Origin of the sequence: Candidatus Chloroploca asiatica, from assembly GCF_002532075.1 — a bacterium.
Lineage (GTDB): Bacteria > Chloroflexota > Chloroflexia > Chloroflexales > Chloroflexaceae > Chloroploca > Chloroploca asiatica.
This window is the reverse complement of record NZ_LYXE01000086.1, coordinates 24326-49564: the sequence shown is the minus strand read 5'-3', so window position 1 is coordinate 49564 and position 25239 is coordinate 24326. Positions and strand designations below refer to the sequence as shown.

The following is a 25239-nucleotide window of genomic DNA, read 5'->3' as shown; positions in this document are numbered from 1 at the left end:
GCCTGATGCGACCTCTCGCGCTGCGTGCTTCCAGCGGGGCCTCAGGGCATCCGTTGCGGGCCTTGCCTATGCGGGCCGAGGCGGGTCCGGCCAGATCTGCGCATGCGGCGCGCGCCGTGCTGCGGCGGTCGCTGCGTTGGAGTCGTGATGGTACAAGGTTTTGCACTGATCCAGGGGTGGGGACGGGTCAAGCGCAACAAAGCAGACACGTCGTGGTCACGGCGTCCGGGGAAGCACGGGATGGGACGACCGCTATCTTCTCTGATTGCACGTACCTAGCACGCACGCAGATGATCACAGGCTCTCAGCTAGCTTCTTTGAGCCGCAAGCTTGGCAACATGAAAGGGAGATAGATCAGGCCAAGTGGATTTTTCAACTTTAGCAAAGCCAGACGCGCCCTGCGGAGGGCTTCTCCGGCTTCGACCCCAGCGAAGAAGTGATCGAAGAAATGTTCAGCGAAAGGGCGTGCCAGTGACTCAAAGCACGTTATCTCGGTACCAATGACCCCTGACGCAGCCGCATTTTCAATGAAGCCACTGATCAAATCAAGCGCCCGTTGCGGCTGAAGCGCAGCCGTATGACAGCCATTGATGAAAACGAGTGGATGTGACTGTGACCAGTTGATCTTATGGCCTCTTATATTAGATCTTGTAAAACCCCTTTCTGACTCTGAACCTACTCTGATGTAACAAACATTCCCGTCCTCTCCACCATGACAGAAAAAATACACTAATTCAGGAGGTGGTGTACCTCGAAGATATTTGATTAAATTGTCACGACTATCTCCAGTTTGAATGCGCAGGGGAGGAATTGGACGATCTTTGAACTGTTGATGATGTTGTTTATATTCAAGATCCGTCGCAACGCCTATGATAAGATTCAGTTGATGACGCCAGGTGATCACAACTGGCAGATTGGTTGCCTCTGGGATCGATATCGGTATGCCCAGGGGATGGCGAAAACCCCAGAAGCCACTTGGGCAAATCATGTTGTTTTCTCTATCCCTACTCGGGCAAGTGCCAGTGAAACAGCGTGTTTCCCACAGAGGCGTATTATCTTTAAGCGCGTCGCAAAAAGCGGGGCATAGGGTGTAGGCGTCAGGATCTAAAGCGTCATCTAGACGGTAATCATACATCAGCGCGATCGGAAGAATATGATTGGGTTCTTTTTTAATTACCAACTCCAACCTTCCGGAGGCACGCATAAGTTCTGCAAGCTGATCGGCGGCTTGATTCCCCCCTGCGAACGCATTGATAATAGCATCATAAATCCGGTAACCCGCTTTGGCTAGGATGACAAGATCTTTTTTGAGTTGTTCATGTGTAATAACCCTCTCCTGTGTATACCGATATGAGTGTTTTTTCTCATCCCATTCTTCTGTAGTTCCCCATGCTACTTTTCGTAATGCATCACGAGCGATGTCAATGAACGCTTGAAGCTTATGTGCATCCGGATGCGCACTGCTTGTGACCTTTGTCGAGCCAAAGAAGCGCAACTCATGCGTAGCATTACTGTTCGGATTAAACATAACACTGAGTTTTTGTTCCTCAACATCATTGAGTGTGTCGGAATGCAAGTCCATCCGTGTGTATTCAACAAATGAGCGCAGCATTGCTGCCTCTTGTTTACTTGGGTTATGGCTTACCTGCACCTGAATCAAACGTGATTGAAGCAGGATCTGTTTGTAATAGATGCTGCAGCGAAGTTGTGCCTCTCCATCGAGTGATGGGGTACGGACGGGGAAGAAAAGCCGCTGGGTACCTTTGCCTTTAATTGAGACCCGCCCCCCCGGTTGATGAGTTACGCGCCCTGATCCGTCTGGCTGTAGTGTTAGTTGACCAAAATCAGCTTCGCCAAGATCTATGTCAATGCCATTGGGAAAGGTATATAGCACCACATCGATCTCCGCATCGAGGGGCAATTCACCCTTTGGATCGAAGGGAACATTGTCTTCTTCGATTGCACCAGGGAGGGTGGGGTTTGGACTAAGCTCAAACCAGAACAGATAGGACTGTCCAGCTTTCAGGGGTATGGTGGGGTCAAGCTCACGCTCGTAAGCCTCATCTTCGCTGAAACCAGTATGCGCATAGCTTGGTTGACGCTTTGGCGTGGCAGCAAAGTCTACCGCTTCAGCTCTAGGTGTGTCCTCGTCCTGAGGTTCTGGAGTCTCATAATCCTCAGGCTCAGGTGTAAAGTCTGATCGAAGCGTTTCAGATCTTTGACGACCAACTAATCCTATGCCTCCCACTTTGCTTCGACCAAAAGCGTCTTTCTTCACGCTTTTTCTGGGATTGGGAGTGAGCGCGCCCGTCCATGGGGAGTCCTCCCAGAGCGGGCCGCTATTGCTCTTGTCTGTTAGCCCAAGTGTTAACAGATCCATAGCAACGTTATCTTGATGAAAACGGAAATCAGAACTTGTCTCGGTCTTTAATTTGCCACCCGTGCGATTGATTATTTCAGTTAGCAAGGATGATAGCGATTTTGGGCTAGTGGGAACTAACGGAACGTCTGGAAGATCGGGAAAGAGCAGAGGTGATGCTTGAGAGAACGGCCATGCGCTCTCATGAAAGAGAGGAGCGAGATTGTTAACCAGTGACCATTGACTAACCACAGCGGTGCTTACGACGGCAACGAGGGAATACCACACAGGATCCTCTGCGAAGCAGTGCTGCTGATAGATGTTGACAACACGTAAGATGCGTTCCCTATGAACGAGATCACGTTGGCGGAATATCTGGCTCAAGGCCTCACCACATTGTCGGGATAACGCGCTGACGATCTGTTGACCCGGTTCTGTGGTTTGCTTATGAACTATTTGCCAGGCGTCAAGGCCCTCGATGGTAGGACGCGCAGCCGCAGCTGCAGCCATAAAACCCTCAGGGGTCTTCCATGATCCTGCTGGATCGCGTGCAGCCAGTTGCTCCGCTGAGCGGAAAATGGTCGTAGCAGGATACTGCCGCTGATCAGTTTCGATGATTGGGATGACGATTGCTTGAAAGTTGACCGCGTCATCGCGAGGGTAATCTTCCAGGTAAAGCCATGTATCGCGTACCAGCACACTTATGGCAGCATACAACTGGAACAGGCTCACCACCTGAAGGTTCAAGGCTTCCCCAGGTTCGTGCCTCTGGGTTGCAAGTCGTCCTGTCGGATCAAACGTGACGAATGCCCGACCAACTACGTCTGCAAGTAGTCGCTCTTGCTTTTGCCTTGACATCGCCCCCTCCTTGCTATGCGGTACGGTCTTTGCTTATGTGGATATGATCAGGTTGGATCGCCAGTTCCACGATCTTCCATCCCTGCTCAGCACGCTTCAATTAATTGGTGTCGGTCCGCCGCCTGTCCCAGATGCCCCCCCTTCCATTGGACGATCGCGACGATCGGGGTCATCTGGATAGCCCTCCTTGCCATCTGGGAGGGTGCGCCGTCCATCAAGGAACCAGTCAACGGTAAAATTCTTTGAAGTGCCGACGAGAAAGATGAGCACAATGAAGTAGCCAAAGAATCCGATCGCTAACCCGATCCCGAAGGCTCCAAAGAGATCACTACGGGCTGGAAACAGAGCGAGGATGCTACCACCACCCAGGATGCCGATAAGCGTGACTAAATCACTGAGTTGCACATCGCCTTTCCGATAGCGATTGATGAAATAGATGTACCACCCGATAACGACCCCAAAAGCTCCAGCACCGACTAACTGAATCGTTGTAGCAGTCTCTGTGGTCTCCATACGTTTTCTCCTCAACAAAAAACCTTCACGGGGTCTCAGAAGTACGCCGACGCAACTCCTGGCGCCATCCGAGATGCAAGAGAACCGCACCACCCGCTGCAATGCCGGCAAAGATGACGGGAACCCAACCGTAGAGAACAACAAAGCTGCCTCCCAGGATCAGGCTCGCACCTGCGAGGAGGGGAACACTGAGGCTTGCCTTACGAAGATGGCCCTCGAAGCTACCGAGTAACCATCCCCAGACTAAGCCAATGCCGCAACTACCTAATGTTATGAGCATGCTCATGATGAACGCTCCGCATCATTCATCCCCACCGCGTATCGCATATGCTTGTACGGCTGGATATGGGCAGGTCACCGCCTTATCCCACGCAACGCTGTCTTGCTTGCTCATCGTCACTCACCTGGTAGCGGTGGAGGATAGTACGTTGCTTCAAACTCCTTTTCAAACGCTAGGCGCTTTGCATGCAGTTGGGCATCAATCATCTGCATATGTTCTTGCGCTTCTTGGTCGCTCATTGCGTGGAGCCTGGTGAATTGCAATGCCTGCTGTCGCACTTTCTGTGCTTCAGCATCAAACGAGAGTCGCCAGATAATCAACCGCGCTGCCACGGCGAGGCGTGCGCCACACACGCCACTATCGTAATGTTCCAGGATGGCGCGCGAACGCATGGAGATACCCATCAGATCATGCAATTGAGCATGATCGGGTCCCCAGGTTTGGTAGCGCTCCTGCTTGATATTTTGAATGCCCGCAACCGCCTTCCCGGCTTCCCATTGCTGCATGCCCAGAAAAGCATTCAACAAACGGTCAAGTGCCGCGAAGAATTCAGACTCACGTGCATCATCCATCAAGATTTCTTCGGCTTGAGCGATGTCAGACACGGCTTGGAATTGATAATCCCAAAAGGTGGCATTGCGCTCCTTGTAGGCAGTATACGCCCAGTTCTCAGTCTGGTGCAATCCACGCTCAAATTCGGCATGATGGATGAGTTCGTGCATGGCCTGCCCGAAAAACGAATTATAACGATCCGTACGCGAGTCCTGCATTTTGATGATATCAAAGGGCAACCGGATGATGTTTTTCCAAGTTCCTGGCAGCGGCCTGGTGCGCAGGGGGGCGATCCAGGTTTGAGTCTCTTTGCACAACCTCATCAATTCACCAACCAGAGCATGGGTATCGACCGGCATCCAATCCAGGCTCACGATCGGTGCGTTCTTATCGTAGAGGTAGAGGGTGTTGGGATTGAGCCACGTCCTAATTTTCTCCATATCGCCAAGCGTTACGACTGACTTGACGCCTTTCTCTGCCTGGAAAGCCTGGAGTTGTCGGTCGATCAGTCGTTCCAAGGCCCGAAAGCGTTTGACTTGCGCCGAGTCCTCCGTAAAGAATCGGCTAAGATCAACGGTGGCATTTGCAACGGCGGTTTCCGGGAGAGGCAGAAATTCTAGGGAGATGATATCGGGCGTGAGCAACTCTGGACGAAGGATGAACTGGTCGAGCGGATCATTGCCTGCGGGGGTGGCTGGCATGGGGCGGCCTCCTTGTCGCACAAGACCGACGGTGTAGAAGGGGATCTGAGCGCTTGAGACGGCTCACACCGGTGTCGTTGGGCGGATGCACGTTTACGCTGGTTTGATAGAAGGCCTCCCAGTGAGGCCTCGCAGTCAGATAACCGTCTCGTATCTCGTATGGTTTGGTTGCGCACCACCATCTGCTCGTGGGACGCCTCGTTGGAACGAGAAGTCCAGTTGATTTTTGGGATGTGTAACATAGAAAGTATACCTGATTTCAGTCGTTTTGTGCAAGCATCATTCGGTGCCGTATGGTTTGTACTGCCTGACCGGAGCGGGCACGGGTAACAACGCAAAGGCCCCAGGGCGTAGCGGCGCGGAGTTGCGGAGCTTTGCTTGTGTCTCGTGGTGTCAACCATCCCGTCGACAAGGCTCAAGATCGTTGCGCAGCAAGGCCCCAAAGCGTTGATCGCTGCATCGATCGTCTGGCAAAGCACATCGGTGTATGCAGTGCAAGCCATGCTGGCCCAGCGACCCGAAGCGACGCGCCTGATCCTGTACCTGCACGATGGGGTGCCGACGGACGAACCGGCGGCCATGGTGAGCGCGACGGTCGCGACGGTGCGGCGGCAGGGCACGCTCGTGGTGGGTGTCTATGTCGGCCCCCAGGAACATCTGGAGCGGCTGGAGGGCATCTTTGGCGCCGCGGACACGCTGCCGGTGGCGCGGCTGCGCGAGGTACCGCAGGCGTTGGGGCGGGTGCTCCAGCGGGCGGCGGCCACGCGCCGCCTTGGGCGGCGCTGAGCACGCACTGTGTGGGCAGGGTGTCAAGTTGTGGCCGGGAGTGTACCAGGTTTTGTGGCAGGAATGTACCAAGCGTTTGCGGCAATTGGGTACCAGCAGGCAGGCATCCTGTCCCACCCGCTGGGTGACTGGCGGCTCCGTAGCTCCCACGACCATGCCGCCTGTCACGCTTAACTGAGTCTACGCCACTGGATCGGCCTGACGCACCTCCTGTTCAAACCGCACCCGCCCCTGGGCGCGGTAGCTCTGCCCCGTAATAATCACCGTCTCGGCCCGATGCGCCAGCCGGTCTAACCCCGCTGACGCCAGCAGCGGACTGCCGAACAGATCCGGCCACTCCGATGGTGCCCGATTGCTCGTCAACAGGATGCTCCCCTGTTCGTAGCGCTCGGCAATCACGTCGTAGAGATCTTCCGCCATCACGGATGTCAGGGGTTTGAGCCCGAAGTCGTCCAGGATCAGCAGGTCAGGCCGCACCGCGCTCGCCAATCGCCGTTCCCAACTTCCATCCGCCCGTCCACCGTTGAGGTGCTGGAGCAGTTTGTGTGTGTTGGCAAACAGCACGTCATAGCCCTGTCGGCATGCCTCGTGCGCCAGCGCCTGCGCGAGGTGGCTTTTGCCTACCCCGCTCGGCCCGTAGATCAGCACGTTCCGCCGCTCGCGGAGGTACGTCCCGCTTGCCACCTGCAATATCTGCTGCCGGTTGATGCTCCCGTTGAACTGCCAGTCGAACCCCTCCAGGGTCTTGCTGCTCCCGATGGCCGCGCGCCGCAGCCGCAGCGCCAGTTGCTTCTGCGCCCGCCGCTCTACCTCGTCTTCCAGCAACTGTTCGAGAAACGCAAGGTACGACCACGTCCCGTCAATCGCCTGCCGCTCACGGACGGCCAGCGTGTCGAGCACGCCAGACAGGCGCAGTTGCTTGAGCTTGCCGGTCAACTGGCTGGCACTTACGTCCATTGCACACCTCCAAACAGATGGCCGAGCAATTCGTGCGCATTGCGGGCGAACGTGTTCGCCGGTGCCGCATGCGCTGGTTCCGGGAGCGGCGCGTGCTCGCTCCCGTCATCCAGGATGCCCTTAATGGTCTGGTAGCGCGGGTCGTCAAAGGCCAGCGCACGCACACACGCCGCTTCCAGTCGCTCGTCGCCAGCGGCTTCCCGCAGGCGGAGCAGGCGTCCCACCGTGGGGAGACGTTCCAGAGCCGGGTCGCTCAGCAGCGTCTCCACCACCTCGGCCGTGGCCGGGCCAATGTCCTGGGCTGCCGCCCGGCAGCCGTCACGCGTCTGCAGCAGCCCGGGAATCTTTTCGGGTGGCAAATGGTCAAGGTGCGTATGCCGTTCGCCGGGAGCCGTGGCCCGGGGATGGGTTGCAACCAGCGCGTAGTCGGTCGTGTAGATCTGCAGCCGCTGGCTGCCGCCCCGCACGCGCACCGTCTGACCGATGAGCCGGAATGGCACGGAATAGAAGCTTTTCTCAAACACGACGTAGCAGTCGCGGGCGACGGTGGCCTCCTTCCAGATCGCCAGGTCGTAGGCAGGTAACGGCAGGGGGCGCAGCGCGGCCCGCTCGATGGTCTCGAACTGGATGCGCGGCTGCGCGAAGGTCGTCCCGTGCGTCCGTTCACCGGCTGTCGTCATGCACCACTCGCGCACGGCCACGTTGGCATCCGGCAGGCGGGACGAGGCACGCCCGGCCAGGAAATTTCGCTTGACGTAGTGTACTCCGCTCTCGACCTTGCCTTTATGTTCGGGCGTGGCGACGCGGCACGGGTCGATGAGAAAGCCGTAGTGTTCGGCACACTCGCGGTAGGTCTGCTGCACGAGTGGGTCGTCACGCAGGGCAACGACGATGGCGGCCTTCAGGTTATCGCAGACCACGCGCTCGGGCACGCCACCGAAGGAGGCGAAGGCGTTGACATGCAGCCGGATCCAGGTCGCGATGGTCTGGTCAAAGACGAACTCCACATACTGGTGCCGACTGAACGCCAGGGTCATCACAAAGGCCCAGGCGGTGCGGAGCAGGCCGGTCACGGGGTCGATGAGTTTGCCCGCCGCGCCAAAGTCGACCTGCGCTTCCTCGCCTGGGGCGCGCTCGACCCGGACGGTGGCCTCGGGCGTACGGGGTTCAAGCTGGCGGACGAAGCGATAGACCGCATCGTAGCTGCCGGTGAAGCCCCGTTCGGTGAGGCGCTGATGGATAGCCGCCACTTCGACCTTGCGTGCGCGCAGGTCGACGACGAGGTCGCGATGCGGCTCGACCGAAGAGACGGTCTGTGGGGGTGGTGGACTAGTCAGCGTGCGCTGGACCAGATCCTGCAACTCGTCCAGCGCCGGCAGCGGGGTGTCGCTGAGCAAGTCCTGCTGACGTGCCCAGATGCGGTAGCGCAATACCGTCTTGCGATGGAGTCCCAGCGTGCGGGCGACTGCCCGGTCACTGGAGATACTCCGTAAGTGGCGAAGAAGTTCACGTACGTCCATGAGGTCTGTGCTCCGTCCGGCCATAGCTATCTCCCTGTAAGGATGAACCTTTGGGAGAGCATACGGCAATATCGGGAGCTACGGAAGCGATGGTACCCGTCTGCTGCAAGGATGCTGGTACCCCATTGCCACAAGTGGGTGGTACCCGTTCGCTGCAACCGATTGGTACAGTATAGGGCCTAAACTGACAGGCAGGGGCACGACCCTGCCGTGATCGTTCCCTGGTGTCCACGCACCCCCGCTGCTCACCGCGCTGCTTGGCGCGGTGGACGGCGGGGGTGTTCGGTTGTCAGGGGGGTATGTACGGGCAGGGTCGGCCCGCCACGCGGCGTGATCACCGTAGCCGACGCGGGGTTTGCGGTCACATTGACCGCAAAGCGCTGCGTATGAACGGGGTTCGCTGTCACATTGACCGCAAAGCGCTGCGTATGAACGGGGTTCGCTGTCACATTGACCGCATAGGGACAAGGATGACGGTGTCTCGGTCAAGCTGACTGCGCCGCCTGCGTTGGGGTGAGTGCGCCAGCGGGCGGCGGCCACCCCAACGCAGGCGGCGCTGAGCGAGCAGCGACCGTTGCCATGATCCCTTCATCGTGTCCCCGCATCCCCGCTTTGCACGAATCGTTGGCATTACGACCCCTTCGCGTACGATGTTCCCGGCATCATAAGGTGCCCCGTGGCAGCGTGAAGAGGTCGCCTGGTGCTGGCTCATCCCGCGTTTCGTCGAGCGCCTCGTTTACCGTCGCGATCTGTGCTAGGGGCCAATCAAAGCGACAGGCCGTCATTAAGTCCCTGTAATGGTTGGATGCAGCCTAGCGAGAGAAGGCGGGATGCGCTGCGGGGCAGCGGGTGTACGCAATCATGCCGTCACCATACAGCTCAGCTGTGATGAGCGCCAACGCCTGTGCTTGCCAGGGCACAGTAGCGGTGGCCCACTTCGGGGCTGCCAATTCACAGTTCTGCCGCCACAACTAAGTGCAACAGTCGCAACAATCATCAAAAAGACAAGCGCAAAACGACCCGAATCGGTACTAAGTAAATGAGAGCAGTGGATCCGTCCTGCGACGCAGCACCGCACCCAGCGTCATACTGTACCTCAGCCTTGCCCTCATCTCGTCGACTAGAGACCCAAAATGTAGCCCCAGGTACTATTCCTATCTAGGAGCTTTGTCTTAGAAAGGGCCATGAAAAAGGCCTCGAGATCCTCCTGGCAGTCTTTAACCTGGACAAAATCCCAGCGGGTGTTCTTGAGTGATTCGGCAATTGCCGGGGCCTCAAAGCCCAACTGTTCAATCGCTGCCCCTAATTGTCCGGCTTGATCCGGGTTGGCTTTGATCCATTCAACCGCCAGCCTGTATTCCTGCATAAAGCGCTCGATCGCTTCGGGGTTATCCTGGATCGCTGGCAGGGCAACGGTGCCAGCAATTGGGATGCGCTGCCCCAATCCCGAAGCCGCACTCCATTCGACTTGCATATCGATGGAGCGGTACAGCGAGGATTCGGTGGCCTTGGATTTGAGCAAAATTTGGGTCGAGAGTGGCTCGGTCAGGACAGCAATGGATTTTTCCCCCGACAGAAGCAACTGAGCCGCCTGTTGGGGCGAGTTGGCATAATACAGGGTCAGGTCTGTCGTGGGGTCAAGACCCTGTTTTTGGCACACGTAGTTGAATAACAGGTCAGGCATATTGCCTTTGAATGGCACGACCACAATCACGCCTCACGTCTGGGTGTCTACGATCATCCTCTCCCTAGCCTGGGATTGCGGCCAGTGACTCCTCCTGGGCAAACTTCCACGCGCGTACCTGCTGTTGCTCGTCCCACATGTGGCAATAGAGCCCGCCGACGCGCATCAGGTCGTCATGCTTGCCTTGCTCAACGATCCGCCCGCCTTCTAGGACGACGATGTTGTCGGCGTGGACGACGGTGTTGAGCCGGTGAGCGATCACGATCACGGTCTTGTCCCGCACCAGCGCGCCGATCGCCTCCTGGATGTACAACTCGTTCTCTGGATCGAGCGAGGCGGTGGCCTCGTCGAGCAGGATGATGGGCGCATCTTTGAGGATGGCACGGGCGATCGAGATGCGCTGCTTCTCGCCGCCCGAGAGGGTCGAGCCGCCCTCGCCAACCAGCGTTTCGTAGCCTTCGGGTAGCCTGCTGACGAAGTCGTGGCAGCGGGCGGCTTTCGCGGCGGCGATGACTTCATCCTGGGTCGCCTCGGTTCTGCCGACGCGGATGTTGTTTAGCACCGTGTCGTTGAACAGGTAGACATCCTGGAAGACCATTGAGATGGCGGCCAGTACCGTCGCCGGGTCGTATGCGCGCAGATCGTGACCACCCAGCGTAATCCGGCCCGCTGTCACGTCCCAGAAGCGGGCGATCAGGCGGGTCATCGTGGTCTTGCCCGAGCCAGATGGCCCGACGAGGGCAACCAGCGAACGGGCCGGGATGTTGACGCTGATATCGTTGAGCACGTCGTTGTCGAGGTAGTGGAAAGAGACGTTCTCGAAGGCGAGGTCGTAGCTGGTCGGCCGGAGCGTAGGCTGCGTGCCGCTAAGCGCCGGCGTCTTGTACACATCCTCGATGCGATCCACGCTGATTTTGAAATAGTTCAGCTCTGCCAGGAAGGTCAAGGCCTGCATCAGCGGTTCGTAGACGCGCACGCCTAGGATTAGGAACATGATGTAGACCGGCAGCGCAATGGTGTCGGCAAAAAGCAACGTCAGGCCCAACAAGATGATCAGGGTCTGCCCACTCTGCAACACGAAGCCGCTGAGCAGCACGGTTGGCCCGCTGCCGGCCTCGAGCTTGATGCTGAGCGCCTTGAGGCGGCGGAAGACAAGTTCGAGCCGCTCGAACTTGGCACCGGCCAGGTTGAAGGCTTTGATCAGGTGCATGCCCTGCACATACTCCAGCATGCGCGAGGCCGCCTCGACTTTAGCCTTCTGGTGTTGCTTGCCAAAGAAGCGGATGAAGGCGCGCGAGACGAAGGTGAAGGGGATGGCAAGTGGGATGACGAGCGCCGCCGCCAGGGCCAGTTGCCAACTCTGGGTCGCCAGCGCCAGCAGCAGGATGAGTGGCATCGCCAGCGCACCAATGGCCTGCGGCACCAGGTGGGTGAAGAGGTGTTCGATGTTGGCGTAGTCGTTGATCAAGTAGGCACCGATCGTCCCGGGGTCGCGGGCGTTGAAAAACCCCATCGGTAGCTTGCGCAGGTGGTCGCCCATCGCCAGGCGCCCATCGGTGCACAGCCCGTAGGCATCGTCGAACATTGCCAGATAGGAGCACCTGCTGACAAGATGCAAGAGCGTCAGCGAGACCAGCAGCGAGACACTCAACCAGACCAGGGCGGTGATATTGATCGGCGTTCCAGGGTTGGTAAGCGGATCAAAGAGCACCCAGGTGACCGCTAGCACGATGCCGTAGGGTGCGCCGCGCAGCATGTACTCCAGCACAGCCCACGCCACCATAGGCCACACCCGTCTGGGATCGCCCATGGTGGCGGCGCGAATGATAGCCATGATGTTCATCATTGTGAAGCTGCTCCTTGCGGCGCCAACGTCCATTGCCGCGCCCGTGCATAGGTATCCCACATTCTGCGATAGAGGCCCTGCGCCGCGACCAGCTCGGGGTGGGTGCCGCGTTCGACGATCTGGCCCTCATTCACCACCAGGATCTGGTCGGCCTGGGTGATTGTCGAGAGGCGATGGGCGATGATGAGCACGGTCTTGTTCTGGATCAGGCGGGCCAGCGCCGCCAGGATCTGGCCCTCATTTTCGGGATCGGCGTAGGCGGTGGCCTCATCAAGGACGACAATCGGCGCGCCCTTGAGGATGGCGCGGGCGATGCCGATGCGCTGTTGCTCGCCGCCCGAGAGGTAGGTGCCGCCCTCACCCACCAGGGTTTTGTAGCCATTGGGCAGGCGCTCGATGAACGCATGGCACTGGGCAGCTGTTGCGGCGGCGATGACCTCGTCCATTGTGGCGGTGCTGTTGCCCATGCGGATGTTCGCTTCGATCGTGTCGAAGAAGAGCAAGCCGTCCTGAAAAACAAAGGAGACGTGCTCCATTAGGGTTTCGAGCTTCAGCTCGCGGATGTCCACGCCGCCGATGCGAATGGCCCCGGACTGCACATCCCAGAAACGGGCGGTGAGCAGGCCAATGGTTGTTTTGCCGGCCCCCGATGGCCCCACTAGAGCGGTGACCGTACCGGGGCTGGCGCGAAACGAGACCCCCTGAAGAATGGAGCTTTGATCGTAGGCAAAGGCAACGTTCTCAAAGGTGATCGTGGCATCGCTGGGCTGGCGGCCGGAGTCGTGCTCGGGAACCTCGGCCTCGTCAAGGATGGCGTCAATCCGCTCGACGCCCATGCTGATCTGGCCCAGCAGCCCCGCCATAAACGTAAGCTTGAGCAGTGGGAAGAAGAAGCCCCCACCGATCAGGGTGAAGAAGAGCACCGTCGGGATGAGTGCGTTAGGATCATCTGCGCGATAGAGCAGCCATACTGCGACTGGCACGATGAACATGAGTGAAGAGGAGGCCGCCGTGAGCAGGGCGGGGTAGATCGTGCTGTAGCTCCGGCTCATCTGCTGCGCCCAGTCGCGATAGGCAATGACCGTCTCCTTGAAGCGGCGAAACGATTCTTTGTCTGTGCCAAAGACCTTGACCACGGGCATGCCGCGCACATACTCGACCACAGCGCTGTTCATCTTCTCGAGTGCGCTGTGGTACTCGTGGTAGAGCCGCTTGCTCTCGGCGCTCAGCATTACCTTGAACATCAGCGCGATGGCGATCGGGAACGGGATCAGCGCGGCCAGGGCCAGTCGCCAGTCGACTACGAACAGGTAGCCGATCACGAGTAGCGGGAAGACCACCGCGCTGGTGATGTCGGGGATGTGGTGGGCGACAAAGAGTTCGATCTGCTCCACGTCTTCGGACAGGACTTTCTTGATCTTGCCGCTGGCGGTATTGGTGAAGTAGCCCATCGAGAGCTGTGGCAGCTTCTCGGCCAACGTGATGCGGATTTCATACAGGATGTTGAAGGCGGCGATGTGCGAAAGCATTGAGGAGGTGTAGAGCAGCAGGCCAAAGACGCCCACTGCACCCAGGCTGATCCAGCCAAGACGCCAGAGCAGATCGCGATCAACCCCGCTCAGGTCAGTGGCGTGCGCGGCCAATTCACGGATAATCTGGTAGACAATGATCGTTGGCGCGAACTGGACCAGGGTGGCGACAACCGCCAGGGCCATCGAGGCGAACAGCCACCACTTTTTGGTGCCAGCGAGCTCGATCAGCCGGAGTAGCCCGGTCTTCCGCTTCGGAGCGGGCATCGAATCTTGTTGCATGCGACTACTCTTCCTTAATCATCACGCGGTTGGGCGTCCCTCCGACGAGGGCGCTGGTCAAGCCCAGACCAATGGGAAAGCCTGCTAGACGGATGTACGGCAAGATATGCATAGGGTTATTCCTCAAATATCTTCTGGCTTTGTGCTCATCAACGGCTCAGGGTTGTTAGAGTTGCTGCAGCCAGATGAGCGGCCCAAGGAGTCGCGCTTGCCAGAGGCCAGCGATGATCAGCAGGCTTGCCAACCAAAAGCCCCCGACAAAGAGGTAGTCACGTGAATGGAAGCAAAAGTGACGATACGAGGTGCGCGTTTCGTAAGCCCCAAAGGCGCGCCCGTCCATCGCCAGGGCGGTGCGCTCGGCCTGGCGGATGGCCGTCGCCAGCAGCGGCACGGCATAGCGCCGGGCCTGGGTGGAAGCCCCACGTACGCCGCCGCCGCCGGCGACGCCGCGCACACGGTGGGCAGCCTGGATCACCCGCAGTTCGCTCTGGAGCATAGGCACAAAGCGAAAGGCGGCCATCGCGCCATAGCCGATCTTGTACGGTAGACGCCACTGCTGCACCAGTGCGCGGATGAAGTCACTGGCGTCGGTGGTGAAGCTGAAGATCAGCGAGAGCAACACCAGCGCATAGACGCGTAGCCCTGTCGCCAAGCCGTAGATCGCCCCAGCCTGGTAGACGCGTAGCGGCCCGAGTTCGAAGAGCAACGGCGAATTGCGCACCAACTCTTCGCGGACCACAAAGGGGTAGATCAACAGAAAACCGACCATCAGCAGCATCAGCGGCAACGCAACGCGCAGAAAACGACCAAGCGGTATGCGCCCCAAGCCAAGGATGGTCACGACGATCAGGCCGATGAAGGCCAGCGGCGTCCACGGTTCTGTCGTGAGGGCAACAAAGACCAGTACCGGCAGAGTGGCGAGCACTTTGCTCAGCGGATTCAGGCGCTGCAAGGGCGCATCACGCTTGATATAGAAGGTCTGCATCGTGATATCCTCTGTCCAATGGGTCTTTGTTCTGGCTTGGTGCGGTCGGCTGACCGCGCATAGCCTGCCAGTCGATGGGCGCGTTGGGTTTGTTGGTCATCGGTACGTCACGCCTAACGGCCTGGCACCACATTGATGTATGGCGTCTTCCATGGTCAAGACACCGTGCCAGCCGAGGCGTACGGCAAGCTGGGCGAGCGGTGGCAGCTTCAGGCGGGCCTGCGAGAGCAGATCGGGCTGGGCGAAGGCGTCGTGGGTCGCGCCATGGAAGAGCAACCGCCCATGGTTCATCACCGCCACCGTGGTGGCGTGCTCGGCCACCAGCGCCATGTCGTGCGTAATGATGATGATCGTGTGCCCCTCGCGGTGCAGCGCCTGGAGCAGGGCCATCATTGCGTCGGCGTTGCGCTGATCCTGGCCAAAGGTCGGCTCATCAAGGATCAAGATATGCTGGCCGACCGCGAGCATCGTTGCAACACTCAGGCGCCGCTTTTCACCGTGGCTGAGCGTGAAGGGATTGGCTTTGGCGTAACGGGCCAATCCGAAGCGCTCGAGCATCGTGGTAGCGCGGATTGCCACCTCGTGTACGGGAATCGCTTGCACGCTCAGGCCGTAGGCCACCTCGTCAAAGACGCTGTCGGTGATGAACTGGTGCTCGGGGTTCTGAAACACATAGCCGATTTGCCGCGCCAGTTCGCGTGCGGCGACCTGGCTCACGTCATGTTCGTTGATCAAGACGGTATGACGGGGTGGCGTCAAAATGCCCATCAGGTGCTGGGCCAGTGTCGTCTTGCCCGCCCCGTTGGCCCCGACGATGGCCAGAAAGTCGCCGTGCGGTACCTGGAGCGATACGTCGTTGAGCACCGGGGTCGGACCATAGCTAAAGGTAAGGTTGCGAACCTCAACCGCCAGCGGGCGCAGCGCCAGCGGACGCGGATCGGGCCTCCAGCGTCGGGGTTCGCGAACGCTGCCCCCCGCCCTCTGCCCCTCGACTCCCGATCCCTGACCCCCGACCCCTGACCCCTGCTCCCCGCCCCCTAGCACATGCTCGGCCTCGTCAAGCGTGACCGGAAAGGGTTGCAGTGTCACCCCCCGTGTCGCCAGTTGCTGCGCGAGCAGGCAGACCTGCGGCATCCAGATCCCGTGCGTCGCCAGTGCGTCGGCATGATGGAAAAAGACGCTCCGCGGCGGGCCATCGGCCAGGATGACGCCCTGCTCGCCGAGCACGACCACCCGATCAACCAGATGCATCAGTGCGTCGAGCTTGTGTTCAATCAAGATGATCGTATGATTGTGCTGCGCCTTGTGCGCAGCGATCAGCGCAAAGACATCCTCGGTTCCCACCGGATCGAGGTTGGCCGTCGGCTCATCAAAGATCAGCACCTGCGGATCCATTGCCAGCAGCGCCGCCAGGGCAACGCGCTGCTTCTGCCCGCCCGAGAGCCGGTCAACCGGTCGGTGGCGATAGTCGGCCATCCCTACCTGGGTCAGCGCGGCCGTCACGCGAGCGTCCATTTGCTCTGGTGGCACGCACAGGTTCTCTAGGCCAAAGAGGATCTCATCTTCGACCTTCAGCGTGACAAACTGCGCCTCGGGATCTTGAAAAACGATGCCGACACGCTGGGTCAGATCGGCAATGGGTGTGGTCTGCGTCTCCAGGCCGTCAACCCGCACGCAGCCCGCCGTGATGCTGCCGAGCGCATGCGGGATCAGCCCGTTCAACGTGAGCGCCAGGGTACTCTTGCCACTGCCCGACGCGCCAAGCAACAGCACTGTTTCGCCGACGGAGATTGTGAGCGACGCATTAGCAACGGTCGGCAGTTTGCGCCCGGGATATGTGATGGTCAGGTGTGCCAGTTCGAGATACGGCGTTTCACGCATCGTCATACAACTGTACCTTGATCGTTCTCCATAGCCGTAGCGCGTAACACGCCAGTGCGCGAAAGAGCGTTGGCAAGCACGGTTGCCAACCAACCTCCGAGCGCACCGCTCACCAGGGCGACCAGCACAACCAGTACCCAGATGCCTGGCGCAAGATTGACGCCACCGGAAAGCGGAACGTGGATCAAGACGGTGGCGAGATTGGCCCATGCCCCGCCGAATACAAGCATCGGCAGGCCGTAACTGCGATACCGTGTGAACAGGAAGGGCAGTTCGTAGCACAGGCCGCCGATCAGCCCGCCAAAGACGACCCCGACGCCATAGGGGCTAAACGGCACCATCACCAGACTGTAGAGCAACGAGGTGAGCAATGCCGTGCCAGGGCGACGCAATACATAACTCGCCATAAAGGCCGGCAATAACCAGATTCCCCCAAACAAGCCATTGCTGAGCATCGGCGTGAGGAACACCATCGTCAGCACAAATGCATAGGTCATGCCTGTCAGAAGCAGTCCGAAAACGAGCGCGATAGCCATCAAGATCATGAGATCGCGCGTCGTCCAGGCCATCAGGCCACGCTTTGGCGTTGTCGAAGAATGAGCAGTCATCGTAATCCTCCCAAATAAGTGTTAGATATCCTGCTGGAGTTGCTGCCCAACTGCCGTACCACTCACGACGCCTGTGCGTGCGAGGGCCACCGCCAGATACGGGGTAAGCAGTGCGGCAACAATATGCGTACTTATGCTGGCCAGCGCAGCACTGATGGCAATCACTGGTGCTATGATCAGGCCACCGAAGAGCACGCCGGCAACCAGGATGCCAAACACGGCCAGCAAGATTGCCCAGAGCACCATTTGAGCGCGGCCATAGGTGCGGTAGCGCGTGGCGACCCACTGCGTGCTTTCGCTCATCAGGCCGCCAATCAGGCTTGCGATCAGGCCGAAGAGTCCAAAGGGCGAGGCCATGGCCCAGGCTGTTCCTGATACGAACGCGTAGAGCAACATCGTGCCGGGGCGGCGAATGACATAGCCAATGAAAAACTGTGGCAGGGCGAAGAATCCGCTCATTGCCCAGCCGGCAATCGGGTTCACTGCCGCAACAGCGGTGTAGATGTTGTTAAGCGGAATGAACGCAATGCCAATTGCCAGACTGATGGTCAACGTTACCATTAGGTCGCGCGTCTTCCAGGCCATCAAGCCACGAACGGGGTGGGGTGAGGTTTGGTTCTGCATACGGTTTTTCCTCGTTACTCGTCTATCGGCTGCGCCGCACCCAGCTTCCAATGTTTGGCCCGCTCGCGCTCGCGCCAAAAGCGCCGGTAGAGCCCTTCCTGGGCAAGCAGGTCAACGTGTTTGCCCTGCTGCACCAGCCTGCCCCCGTCGAGTACCAGGATCTGGTCGGCACGCTGGAGCGTGGCCAGACGGTGAGCGATCACGATCACGGTCTTCTCGGCGGCCAGCGCGTCGAAGGCCTGCTGGATCAGCCACTCATTCTCTGGATCGACGCTCGCCGTTGCTTCGTCGAGCATGACGATCGGCGCATCCTTCAGCAATGCACGGGCGATGCTGATGCGCTGCTTCTCGCCACCCGAGAGGGTTGACCCGCCCTCGCCAACCATCGTCTCGTAGCCGTCAGGCAAGGTTGTGATGAACGCGTGGCAATGCGCGGCCCGCGCTGCGGCTTCGATCGCGGCGTCGCTTGCGTCGGGCTTGCCGATGGCGATATTGGCGCGGATGGTATCGTTGAAAAGGTAGACATTCTGGAAGACCATCGTGAGTTGGGCCTGAAGCGTTGCGCTGCTCAACTCGCGCACATCTGCACCACCAACCTTGATGCTCCCGCTGTTGATGTCCCAGAATCGGGCGATCAGACTGGTGATCGTCGTTTTGCCGCTCCCACTCGGCCCGACCAGGGCGGTGATGCCACGCTCGGGGATGCGAAAGCTGACGTTGTCGAGTACGGGGATCGGGGGGCGGGGGGCGGGGATCGGGGGGCGGGGGACTCGGGGGGCGAGGATGTGGGATGTAGCATCGGCGCTCTGCCCCTTGCTTCCTGCTTCTTGCTTCTTGCTTCCTGCTCCCTCCTCATACCCAAAGCTCACCTGGTCGAACGTCACCTTTGCACTCATAGGCATCTGTCCGAACTCTGGCTCAGGTAACGTCGGCGTTTTGAGAAACTCGTTCAGGTTGCGCACGGCGTTTTCGATGATGCGCTGGAAGGCCTGGAGTTCGCCGAGCAGCATAAGCGGTTGGTAGAAGGCCAGCCCCAGAAAGAGGAAGAGCAGCAAGGTGACGCCGTCCAGACTGTTGCTGAGCAAGAGCCAGACACCCAGGACGATCAACGCGGCGAAGCCTGCTTCCAGCACGCTCATAAAGCCGATCATCGCGGGCGTGATCCGGGTGGTTGTGGCCGTACTCGCATCGCGATAAACCTCCATCGCGTGCGCAAACGGTTGCATCCGCGCCCCGGTCAGATTGAAGGCGCGGATCACGCCGATGCCCTGGATGTACTCGACCATGCGGCTGTTGGCGATGGTTCGGGCCGCACGTTGCTCGGCCCAGACCTTGGCGAAGACACGGGTGGTGGCGCGCAGGATGAGCAGCGCGATGGGCATGCCAAGGCCGACGGCTAGCGCGAGGCGCCAGTCGATCACAAGCATCGTGAGGAAAAGAATGCTCGGCGCTACGACGCCGCTGATGAACATATCGGTAGGGAACCGCACGTCGAGAAACGAGATGTTTGTCGTGAAGAGCGAATCAATCGTACCTGTGTCGCGACGCGTGAAGAAGCCAAGTGGCAAACGCCGCAGATAGTCGGCCAGAAAGATGCGCAGGTCGTAATGCATATCAGCGACAACGCGGAGCATCGCACGCTGGGCCAGCCAGTTGAAGAGCACCTGAGCCAAAAAGAGCGTCGCTAGCCCACCAACATAGGCCCAGATTCGTCCGGTGTTGATCGGCTCCTGGAACAACTCGACTAAGATGAGAAAGACGATCAGTGCGGGCCAGGCCGAAACGATGCCGTCGAGGATTTTCCAGCCGATCCCGCCGAGATACCGCTTGCGCTGTCCTGGCACCAGCTTCAGCATCGTACGCATCAGATGCTCGTCGGGGTTGAGGTCACGATACGGATTGGTAAACACCGGTGACGGTTCGCGCACGCTCAACGCGTGACTGCTGACCCCTGCGCTCTGACCCCTGACTCCTGACCCCTGAGCAAGTTGCCACTCCTCCGAGGCGATGTGGGCCTGCCATAATTCTTGATAGAGCGGGCTCTGCTGGAGCAGTTCGGTGTGGGTGCCGCGTGCGACGATCTGGCCACGATCGACCACCAGGATCTGATCGACTTCGGTGATCGTGCTGAGGCGATGAGCGATGATCACGACCGTTTTACCGGCGGTGACCAGGGCGGCAAGCGCTTCCTGTACCAGCGCTTCGTTTTCAGGATCGAGAAATGCCGTGGCTTCGTCGAGCACGATGATCGGGGCATCTTTGAGGATCGCCCGAGCGATGCTTAGGCGCTGGCGCTGCCCGCCCGACAGCCGGTTGCCATTCTCGCCCACCGAGGTCGCATAGCCCTGCGGCAATGCCATGACAAACTCGTGGCAGCGGGCGGCTTTCGCGGCGGCTTCCACCTCGCCGTCGGTGGCGGTTGGCTTGCCAATACGAATATTCGCCGCCACGGTATCGTTGAAGAGAAAGACATCCTGAAAAACAAAAGCGACATGCTGCATCAGGCGAGCCGTGCCGATCTGGCGCACATCAATGCCGCCAACCAGGATCTGCCCGGCACGCACGTCCCAGAAGCGCGGAATGAGCTTGGCAAGCGTGCTCTTGCCCGCGCCACTCGGCCCGACCAGCGCGGTGACGCTGCCAGCCGGGATCGCGAAGGAGACCGTGTTGAGCACCTGGGTCTGATCGGCACCGCCCTCTCCCTGCGCACCGGCCTCCGACCCCTGACCCCTGACCCCTGACCCCTGACCGCCATAGCTGAAGCTCACCTGATCAAAGGCGATGCTTGCATCACGCGGCGCGAGCGGCTGGATTGGTTCGCGAAGCGGTGACGTATCCAGTACGGCGCTGATGTTTTTGCTGGCCTGATTGACCTGCCAGGCCGCCGTACCATAGCTCGTGAAGAGCGTCCAGAGTGGGCGGTTGAAGCCCAGGCCTAACACCAGGAACAGGACGAAGGTGGCGATGTCCAGGCTTCCACCCAGGAAAAGCAGGATCCCGAGCGGCACAATCAGCAGCAGATTGGCCCGTACTACGGCAAAGATCACCGCCAGTGTCGGTGCTGAAGCAGCGTACGGGCCAGTATAATAGACCCGCATCTCTTCGGCCACATCACGGAGCTTTTCGAATGAGGCGTCGGCGCGTACAAAGGTTTTGAGCACCTTCATCCCATTGATATACTGGATAATAGCGGCATTGATCCGCCCATTGATCGCGTTGTACTTCGCGATACCCGAGTGCGCGGCAACCCAGCCATACAGCGCAATCGCAATTGGCAAGAGGGCAATGGTTGCCAGAGCCAGCCGCCAGTCCACGACAAAGAGTACTATCGCAGTCAGGATTGGCGTTGTCAACCCACCGACCAGGTCGGGGATCATATGGGCCAACCCTTCCTCCATCTGCTCGACATCCTCGTGAATGACTTTCTTGATCTGGCCGGTGGTGCGGGCGCTAAAGTAGCCCAGGGGCAGGCGGCCGAGATGCTCGGCCAGGGCGAGGCGCAGATCGTAGAGGATGCGGTAGGCGGCGATATGAGAGACATAGAGCGCCATACCAGTACCGGCAGCCTTGATCACCACCGCCCCAAGAGCGATGCCCGCCAGCATCCAGAGCCAGCCAGCATTGACGTCGGCCAACGGTTTGCCCAACACTTCAACCGCAATGAAGTAGATCACCAGGTAGGGCACAATGCCAGCCGCATTGCCGATGGCGCTGAGCAGACCAGATAGGGCGAGCTGCCAGCGGCGGCGGTTGATCGTAGACCGCACGCTGACCGTGTCTGGCCGCAGCGTTGCGTGATGGCCTCCGCTCTGGGCGGTTTCCGTTGCGGTTGCAGAAGACATCGGTTTGATCCTCTCTAGACTACAGAAGCCTCGATCAAGCACAGTTCAATGAGCGGGAGGCCCAGGTCACGTACTTTCGCCAGCAATCCGTGCAGCGCGGCCTGATCAGCCACCCGCCCACTCAGCACGGTCGTCTCGCCGTACACGGCCAATTCGAACCCATCGAACCATGCGGCCCGGGCTGGATCGAGGCGCGAATGCACCGTAATGCGATAGTATGCCGGTTGGCCCAGGTCGAGCCGATTGGTTGGACGTGGTTGCAGCATTGGCATCTCCACACCGCACAGGAGCGAAACGGGTCGGTGAAGGTAGTCTACCCAGATGAACAACGTACGGGATCACCCATTTGCGGTATTTATCCGCCGCCCAACAGCCTGCCTATACCAGCGCCAAGATCCGCGCTTGTTCGACAGCCTGCACCCGGTTTTGCACCTGGAGCTTGCCGTAGATGTTTTTGATGTGGGTGCGTGCAGTATCTGGCGCAATGGTGAGGTGGGCCGCAATCTCGCGGTGCGAACAGCCGTTGGCGAGCAAGGCCAGCACATTGATCTCACGCGGTGTGAGTGGTTCGGCGAGGGTGCGCGGTGTTGGAGCGGAGGGTGCAGCAGGGGGAAAGAGGTCGTGCAGGCGACGCAGCAAGCCGGTCAAAGGATCGCGCCGACCATTGCGGCGCGCTAATGCGGCTGCGCATAGGGTACGCATGGGCGCACCGCGACTGAGAAATGGGCGCACGAACCCTTCGGGGTTCGCCAGAACCAGCGCACGCTCAAGCGCCGCAAAGGCGTGATCCGGCTCGGCCATGTGCCAGTGCAAGACGGCAGCCAGGGTTTCGAGTTCAAGGACAACCGCACCCAACCCCCACGCGGTGAAGCGTTGACGACAACTGGCAATGAGTTGGCTGGCCAGCGTCGCCATTGGCCGTCCGGTCTGCTGCACCAGCGGTGCCAACTGCTCGGCGTGATCCAGGCACGCCACCAGCGCGGCAGCTAGGGCAAACTGGCGGATCAACGGCCCGACAGCGGCCTTGGGGTCGGGTGGCGTCCAGTGATCGCGCACCCAACCGATCAGCGCTGCTGTGTCGCCCAGGCTGATCCAGATCTCTACGTGCCGTAAGTTCAGCGTCTCAAACCAGACCGGCAGTTCACGCCCGCTTGTCCCGGCCAGGTGGTGCCGCCCCTGTTGCATCGCCAGCAAGGCCCGCCGGGCCGCCAGGGCATCGCCCTGCGCAGCGGCAATCCGGGCCAATTCGATCTGCGCAAATGGTTCATAGGCGCTCAATCCGCAGCGCGACGTCCAGACCAGGCCAAGCTCGGCGGCTGCGCGCGCTGCGGTGAGATCGTAGCGCTCGTAGAGCATGCCGGCGCGACTCAAGGCGAGCAGTTCACGGAACGGTTGGGCCGCCGAACCACGTTCGGCCAGTTGCTGGTCACCATAGGCGTAGGCGGCCTCGGCAGCGGTCAGCCGCCCCTGAAGTAACTCGAACTGCGCCAGGCTGTGGCAAGCATCCACCAGTTGCACCAGGTCACCACAACGACAGGCGTGGGCTAACGCACAACGGTGACATGCCAGCGCCCTGGTCGCATCCTCGGCAAACCAGGCCATGTCGCCCAGGCTCGCATAGAGAACGCCGTGCAACCAGGGGTCGTCACCCGATTGGGCAAGCGCGTGCTGTGCTAGGCAGAGCGCCACCGCCTGATCATCACGGCTGTAGGCCACAAAAGCTTCGAGCGCCAGTACTTCGGCGGCAAGTGCGCGTGCCAGGGGCTCAGTTCGCTTTGCGAGTTCGGCCAGCGCCGCCGCAACCGCTTCGGGTTGGTAGGCCCAGACCTGCGTCCATGCCTCCAGGAGCAGCAGGTGTGGCGCGGCGCGGCGTTGTTCGAGCGGCAACGCATCCAGCCAGGCACGCAGTGTCACGAGTTCGCCACGGATGAGCCGGTTGCGCCCTTCCGTTGCAACCAGCGTGGCCGCCAGCACAACATCGTCGGCGGCAAGGGCGTGATGAACGGCTTCGTCAATCAACCCCTGTGCCGCAAACCAGTGGGCCGCGCGACGATGCAAGGCTGGAATATGGTCAGGCAAGCGCTGCTGCAGATGATAGCGCAGCAGGTCGGCGAACAGGTGGTGGTAACGATACCAGCGTCGCTCATCGTCTAGCGCAATGAGGAACAGGTTGGCCTGTTCGAGCGTTGCGAGCAGGGCTGCGCCGCGAATGTTGGGGGCTGATGAGGGTTCCGTCGTGGATGCACGGCAGTTGTCAGTCATACATGGGTGCGCATCCAGCACTGCGTCACATAATTCGCCACACATGCGCCCGAGGATGGACGTCATCAAGAGGAACTGCGCGATCGCTGGCGACTGCTGGGCGAGCACCTCATCGGCGAGGTAGTCGAGCATGAAGCGATGCCGTCCGAACGAGGCGGTGCTGATGGCGTCAGTCTGCTGTCGGTAGGCCAGGGACGCCAGTTGCACGCCAGCAGGCCAGCCTTCGGTGCGTTCGGCCAGGTGCGCTGCCTGGGCATCGGTAAGCGTTATCTGCATCGTCGTGCGCAGAAACGCCGCGACTTCGGGCGCCGTAAAGCGTAGCTCAGCGGCACGTACCTCGTTGAGCACGCCACATGCCCGGAGCCGGGCCAGCGGAAGCGGTGGATCGGCGCGACCAGCGAGGATCAGGTGCAGCTGTGGTGGCTGGCGCTCGACGAAGTCGGCCAGCAGTGCGGTGGCACGCCGATCAGTCAGCAGGTGTGTATCGTCAAGCACTAGCAGCACTGGCTGATCGTGCGTCAACAGATCGCCACTGATGATCGCCAGCGCAGCCGCATAATCCAGCACTGGTGCGGCACCAAGCAACGGAAGAACCGCGGCACCAAGTTCAGGAATGACCGTCTGCAAGGCCGCAACAAGCCCGGCGAGCAGACGCGTCGGATCGTTATCGCCTGCATCGAGCGCGAGCCATGCTGAACGGAGCGTATCGGACGGAGCCTGGAGGGCAGGCTCGTTGACCTGCCTTGCGCGGCGCTCTGCGTTGGCGAGCCAGGTTGCCAGCAGGGTTGTTTTGCCGTACCCGGCCGGCGCGGCGATGATGGTAAGGGGCACCTCACGTGCGGCGTCGAGGCGGTGGTGCAGCTGGGGGCGCTCAATCGAACGCACGCGGACGAGCGGCGGCCGGAGTTTGTTGGGAGCAACGACCAGCGCAACTGGACGAGATGCGTCACCAGGGTTGGCAAACTGTTGTAGCACAAAGAGACTCCTCAAGGGCGTTGCTCATGGCCTCTGCCTGGCTCTCCTTTGATGGATTAGGTAGACTATACGTCATTAGTATATACTAATAAATAGAATTATTATATACTAATTGTTGTATTTCGGCAACTATAGCGGATCGGGCCGGGGCGTGAACAACTCAGAGCCTTGCGCGAACTGCTGAGCCAGATGCAC

18 protein-coding genes are annotated in these 25239 nt (G+C 59.8%); 1 reads left to right on the top strand and 17 read right to left on the bottom strand.

The window, feature by feature from the left end:
* Window positions 1-304: 304 nt before the first annotated feature.
* The 4 genes from A9Q02_RS10420 to A9Q02_RS10410 form a co-directional block, all read right to left on the bottom strand.
* Window positions 305-3106: a hypothetical protein gene (locus A9Q02_RS10420; protein ID WP_141508838.1), complete on the bottom strand. Its 2802-nt coding sequence runs from the start codon at window positions 3104-3106 to the stop codon at window positions 305-307.
* 207 nt (window positions 3107-3313) lie between these two features.
* A complete protein-coding gene (locus A9Q02_RS10415) occupies window positions 3314-3730 on the bottom strand; it encodes a hypothetical protein (RefSeq protein ID WP_097652843.1) in 417 nt (138 codons plus the stop codon).
* A 25-nt stretch (window positions 3731-3755) separates the two neighbouring features.
* Window positions 3756-4016 (bottom strand): hypothetical protein, encoded by a 261-nt coding sequence (locus A9Q02_RS23700; protein WP_141508836.1) that lies wholly within the window; start codon window positions 4014-4016, stop codon window positions 3756-3758.
* A 110-nt stretch (window positions 4017-4126) separates the two neighbouring features.
* A complete protein-coding gene (locus tag A9Q02_RS10410) occupies window positions 4127-5263 on the bottom strand; it encodes a hypothetical protein (RefSeq protein WP_097652841.1) in 1137 nt (378 codons plus the stop codon).
* Window positions 5264-5653: 390 nt separating this feature from the next.
* Between A9Q02_RS10410 and A9Q02_RS10405 the strand changes: the two genes are divergently transcribed.
* Window positions 5654-6049 carry a hypothetical protein gene (locus tag A9Q02_RS10405; protein WP_141508834.1) on the top strand — a complete coding sequence of 132 codons (396 nt, stop codon included), beginning with the start codon at window positions 5654-5656 and terminating at the stop codon, window positions 6047-6049.
* A gap of 180 nt (window positions 6050-6229) precedes the next feature.
* On the opposite strand, the gene istB is transcribed toward A9Q02_RS10405, so the two are convergent.
* The 13 genes from istB to A9Q02_RS10340 form a co-directional block, all read right to left on the bottom strand.
* On the bottom strand, window positions 6230-7006 hold the full coding sequence (gene istB, locus A9Q02_RS10400; RefSeq protein WP_097652835.1) for an IS21-like element helper ATPase IstB: 777 nt from the start codon (window positions 7004-7006) through the stop codon (window positions 6230-6232).
* Complete coding sequence (istA, locus tag A9Q02_RS10395) at window positions 6997-8526, bottom strand: IS21 family transposase (RefSeq protein WP_172450860.1); 1530 nt, start codon at window positions 8524-8526, stop codon at window positions 6997-6999. The genes istB and istA overlap by 10 nt, the downstream gene beginning before the upstream one ends.
* Before the next feature lie 245 nt (window positions 8527-8771).
* On the bottom strand, window positions 8772-8975 hold the full coding sequence (locus tag A9Q02_RS10390) for a hypothetical protein (protein ID WP_097652821.1): 204 nt from the start codon (window positions 8973-8975) through the stop codon (window positions 8772-8774).
* Window positions 8976-9646: 671 nt separating this feature from the next.
* Window positions 9647-10234 carry an ABC transporter substrate-binding protein gene (locus A9Q02_RS10385; protein WP_141508832.1) on the bottom strand — a complete coding sequence of 196 codons (588 nt, stop codon included), beginning with the start codon at window positions 10232-10234 and terminating at the stop codon, window positions 9647-9649.
* A 40-nt stretch (window positions 10235-10274) separates the two neighbouring features.
* Window positions 10275-12056: an ABC transporter ATP-binding protein gene (locus tag A9Q02_RS10380; protein WP_097652817.1), complete on the bottom strand. Its 1782-nt coding sequence runs from the start codon at window positions 12054-12056 to the stop codon at window positions 10275-10277.
* Window positions 12053-13867, bottom strand: a complete 1815-nt coding sequence (locus tag A9Q02_RS10375; protein ID WP_216361497.1) for an ABC transporter ATP-binding protein — start codon at window positions 13865-13867, stop codon at window positions 12053-12055. Before A9Q02_RS10375 ends, A9Q02_RS10380 begins: the two co-directional genes overlap by 4 nt.
* A 166-nt stretch (window positions 13868-14033) precedes the next feature.
* Window positions 14034-14852 (bottom strand): energy-coupling factor transporter transmembrane component T family protein, encoded by an 819-nt coding sequence (locus A9Q02_RS10370; protein WP_097652809.1) that lies wholly within the window; start codon window positions 14850-14852, stop codon window positions 14034-14036.
* A 96-nt stretch (window positions 14853-14948) separates the two neighbouring features.
* Window positions 14949-16739 carry an ABC transporter ATP-binding protein gene (locus tag A9Q02_RS10365; RefSeq protein ID WP_172450858.1) on the bottom strand — a complete coding sequence of 597 codons (1791 nt, stop codon included), beginning with the start codon at window positions 16737-16739 and terminating at the stop codon, window positions 14949-14951.
* Window positions 16736-17341 carry an ECF transporter S component gene (locus A9Q02_RS10360; protein WP_097652795.1) on the bottom strand — a complete coding sequence of 202 codons (606 nt, stop codon included), beginning with the start codon at window positions 17339-17341 and terminating at the stop codon, window positions 16736-16738. The genes A9Q02_RS10365 and A9Q02_RS10360 overlap by 4 nt, the downstream gene beginning before the upstream one ends.
* Before the next feature lie 21 nt (window positions 17342-17362).
* Window positions 17363-17965 carry an ECF transporter S component gene (locus A9Q02_RS10355; RefSeq protein WP_097652786.1) on the bottom strand — a complete coding sequence of 201 codons (603 nt, stop codon included), beginning with the start codon at window positions 17963-17965 and terminating at the stop codon, window positions 17363-17365.
* Window positions 17966-17979: 14 nt separating this feature from the next.
* A complete protein-coding gene (locus A9Q02_RS10350; protein ID WP_097652780.1) occupies window positions 17980-21807 on the bottom strand; it encodes an ABC transporter ATP-binding protein in 3828 nt (1275 codons plus the stop codon).
* Between the two features lie 14 nt (window positions 21808-21821).
* Window positions 21822-22073 (bottom strand): hypothetical protein, encoded by a 252-nt coding sequence (locus A9Q02_RS10345; protein WP_216361496.1) that lies wholly within the window; start codon window positions 22071-22073, stop codon window positions 21822-21824.
* A gap of 112 nt (window positions 22074-22185) precedes the next feature.
* Window positions 22186-25044, bottom strand: coding sequence for a winged helix-turn-helix domain-containing protein (locus tag A9Q02_RS10340; RefSeq protein ID WP_097652731.1), 2859 nt, complete (start codon window positions 25042-25044; stop codon window positions 22186-22188).
* Window positions 25045-25239 lie beyond the last annotated feature (195 nt).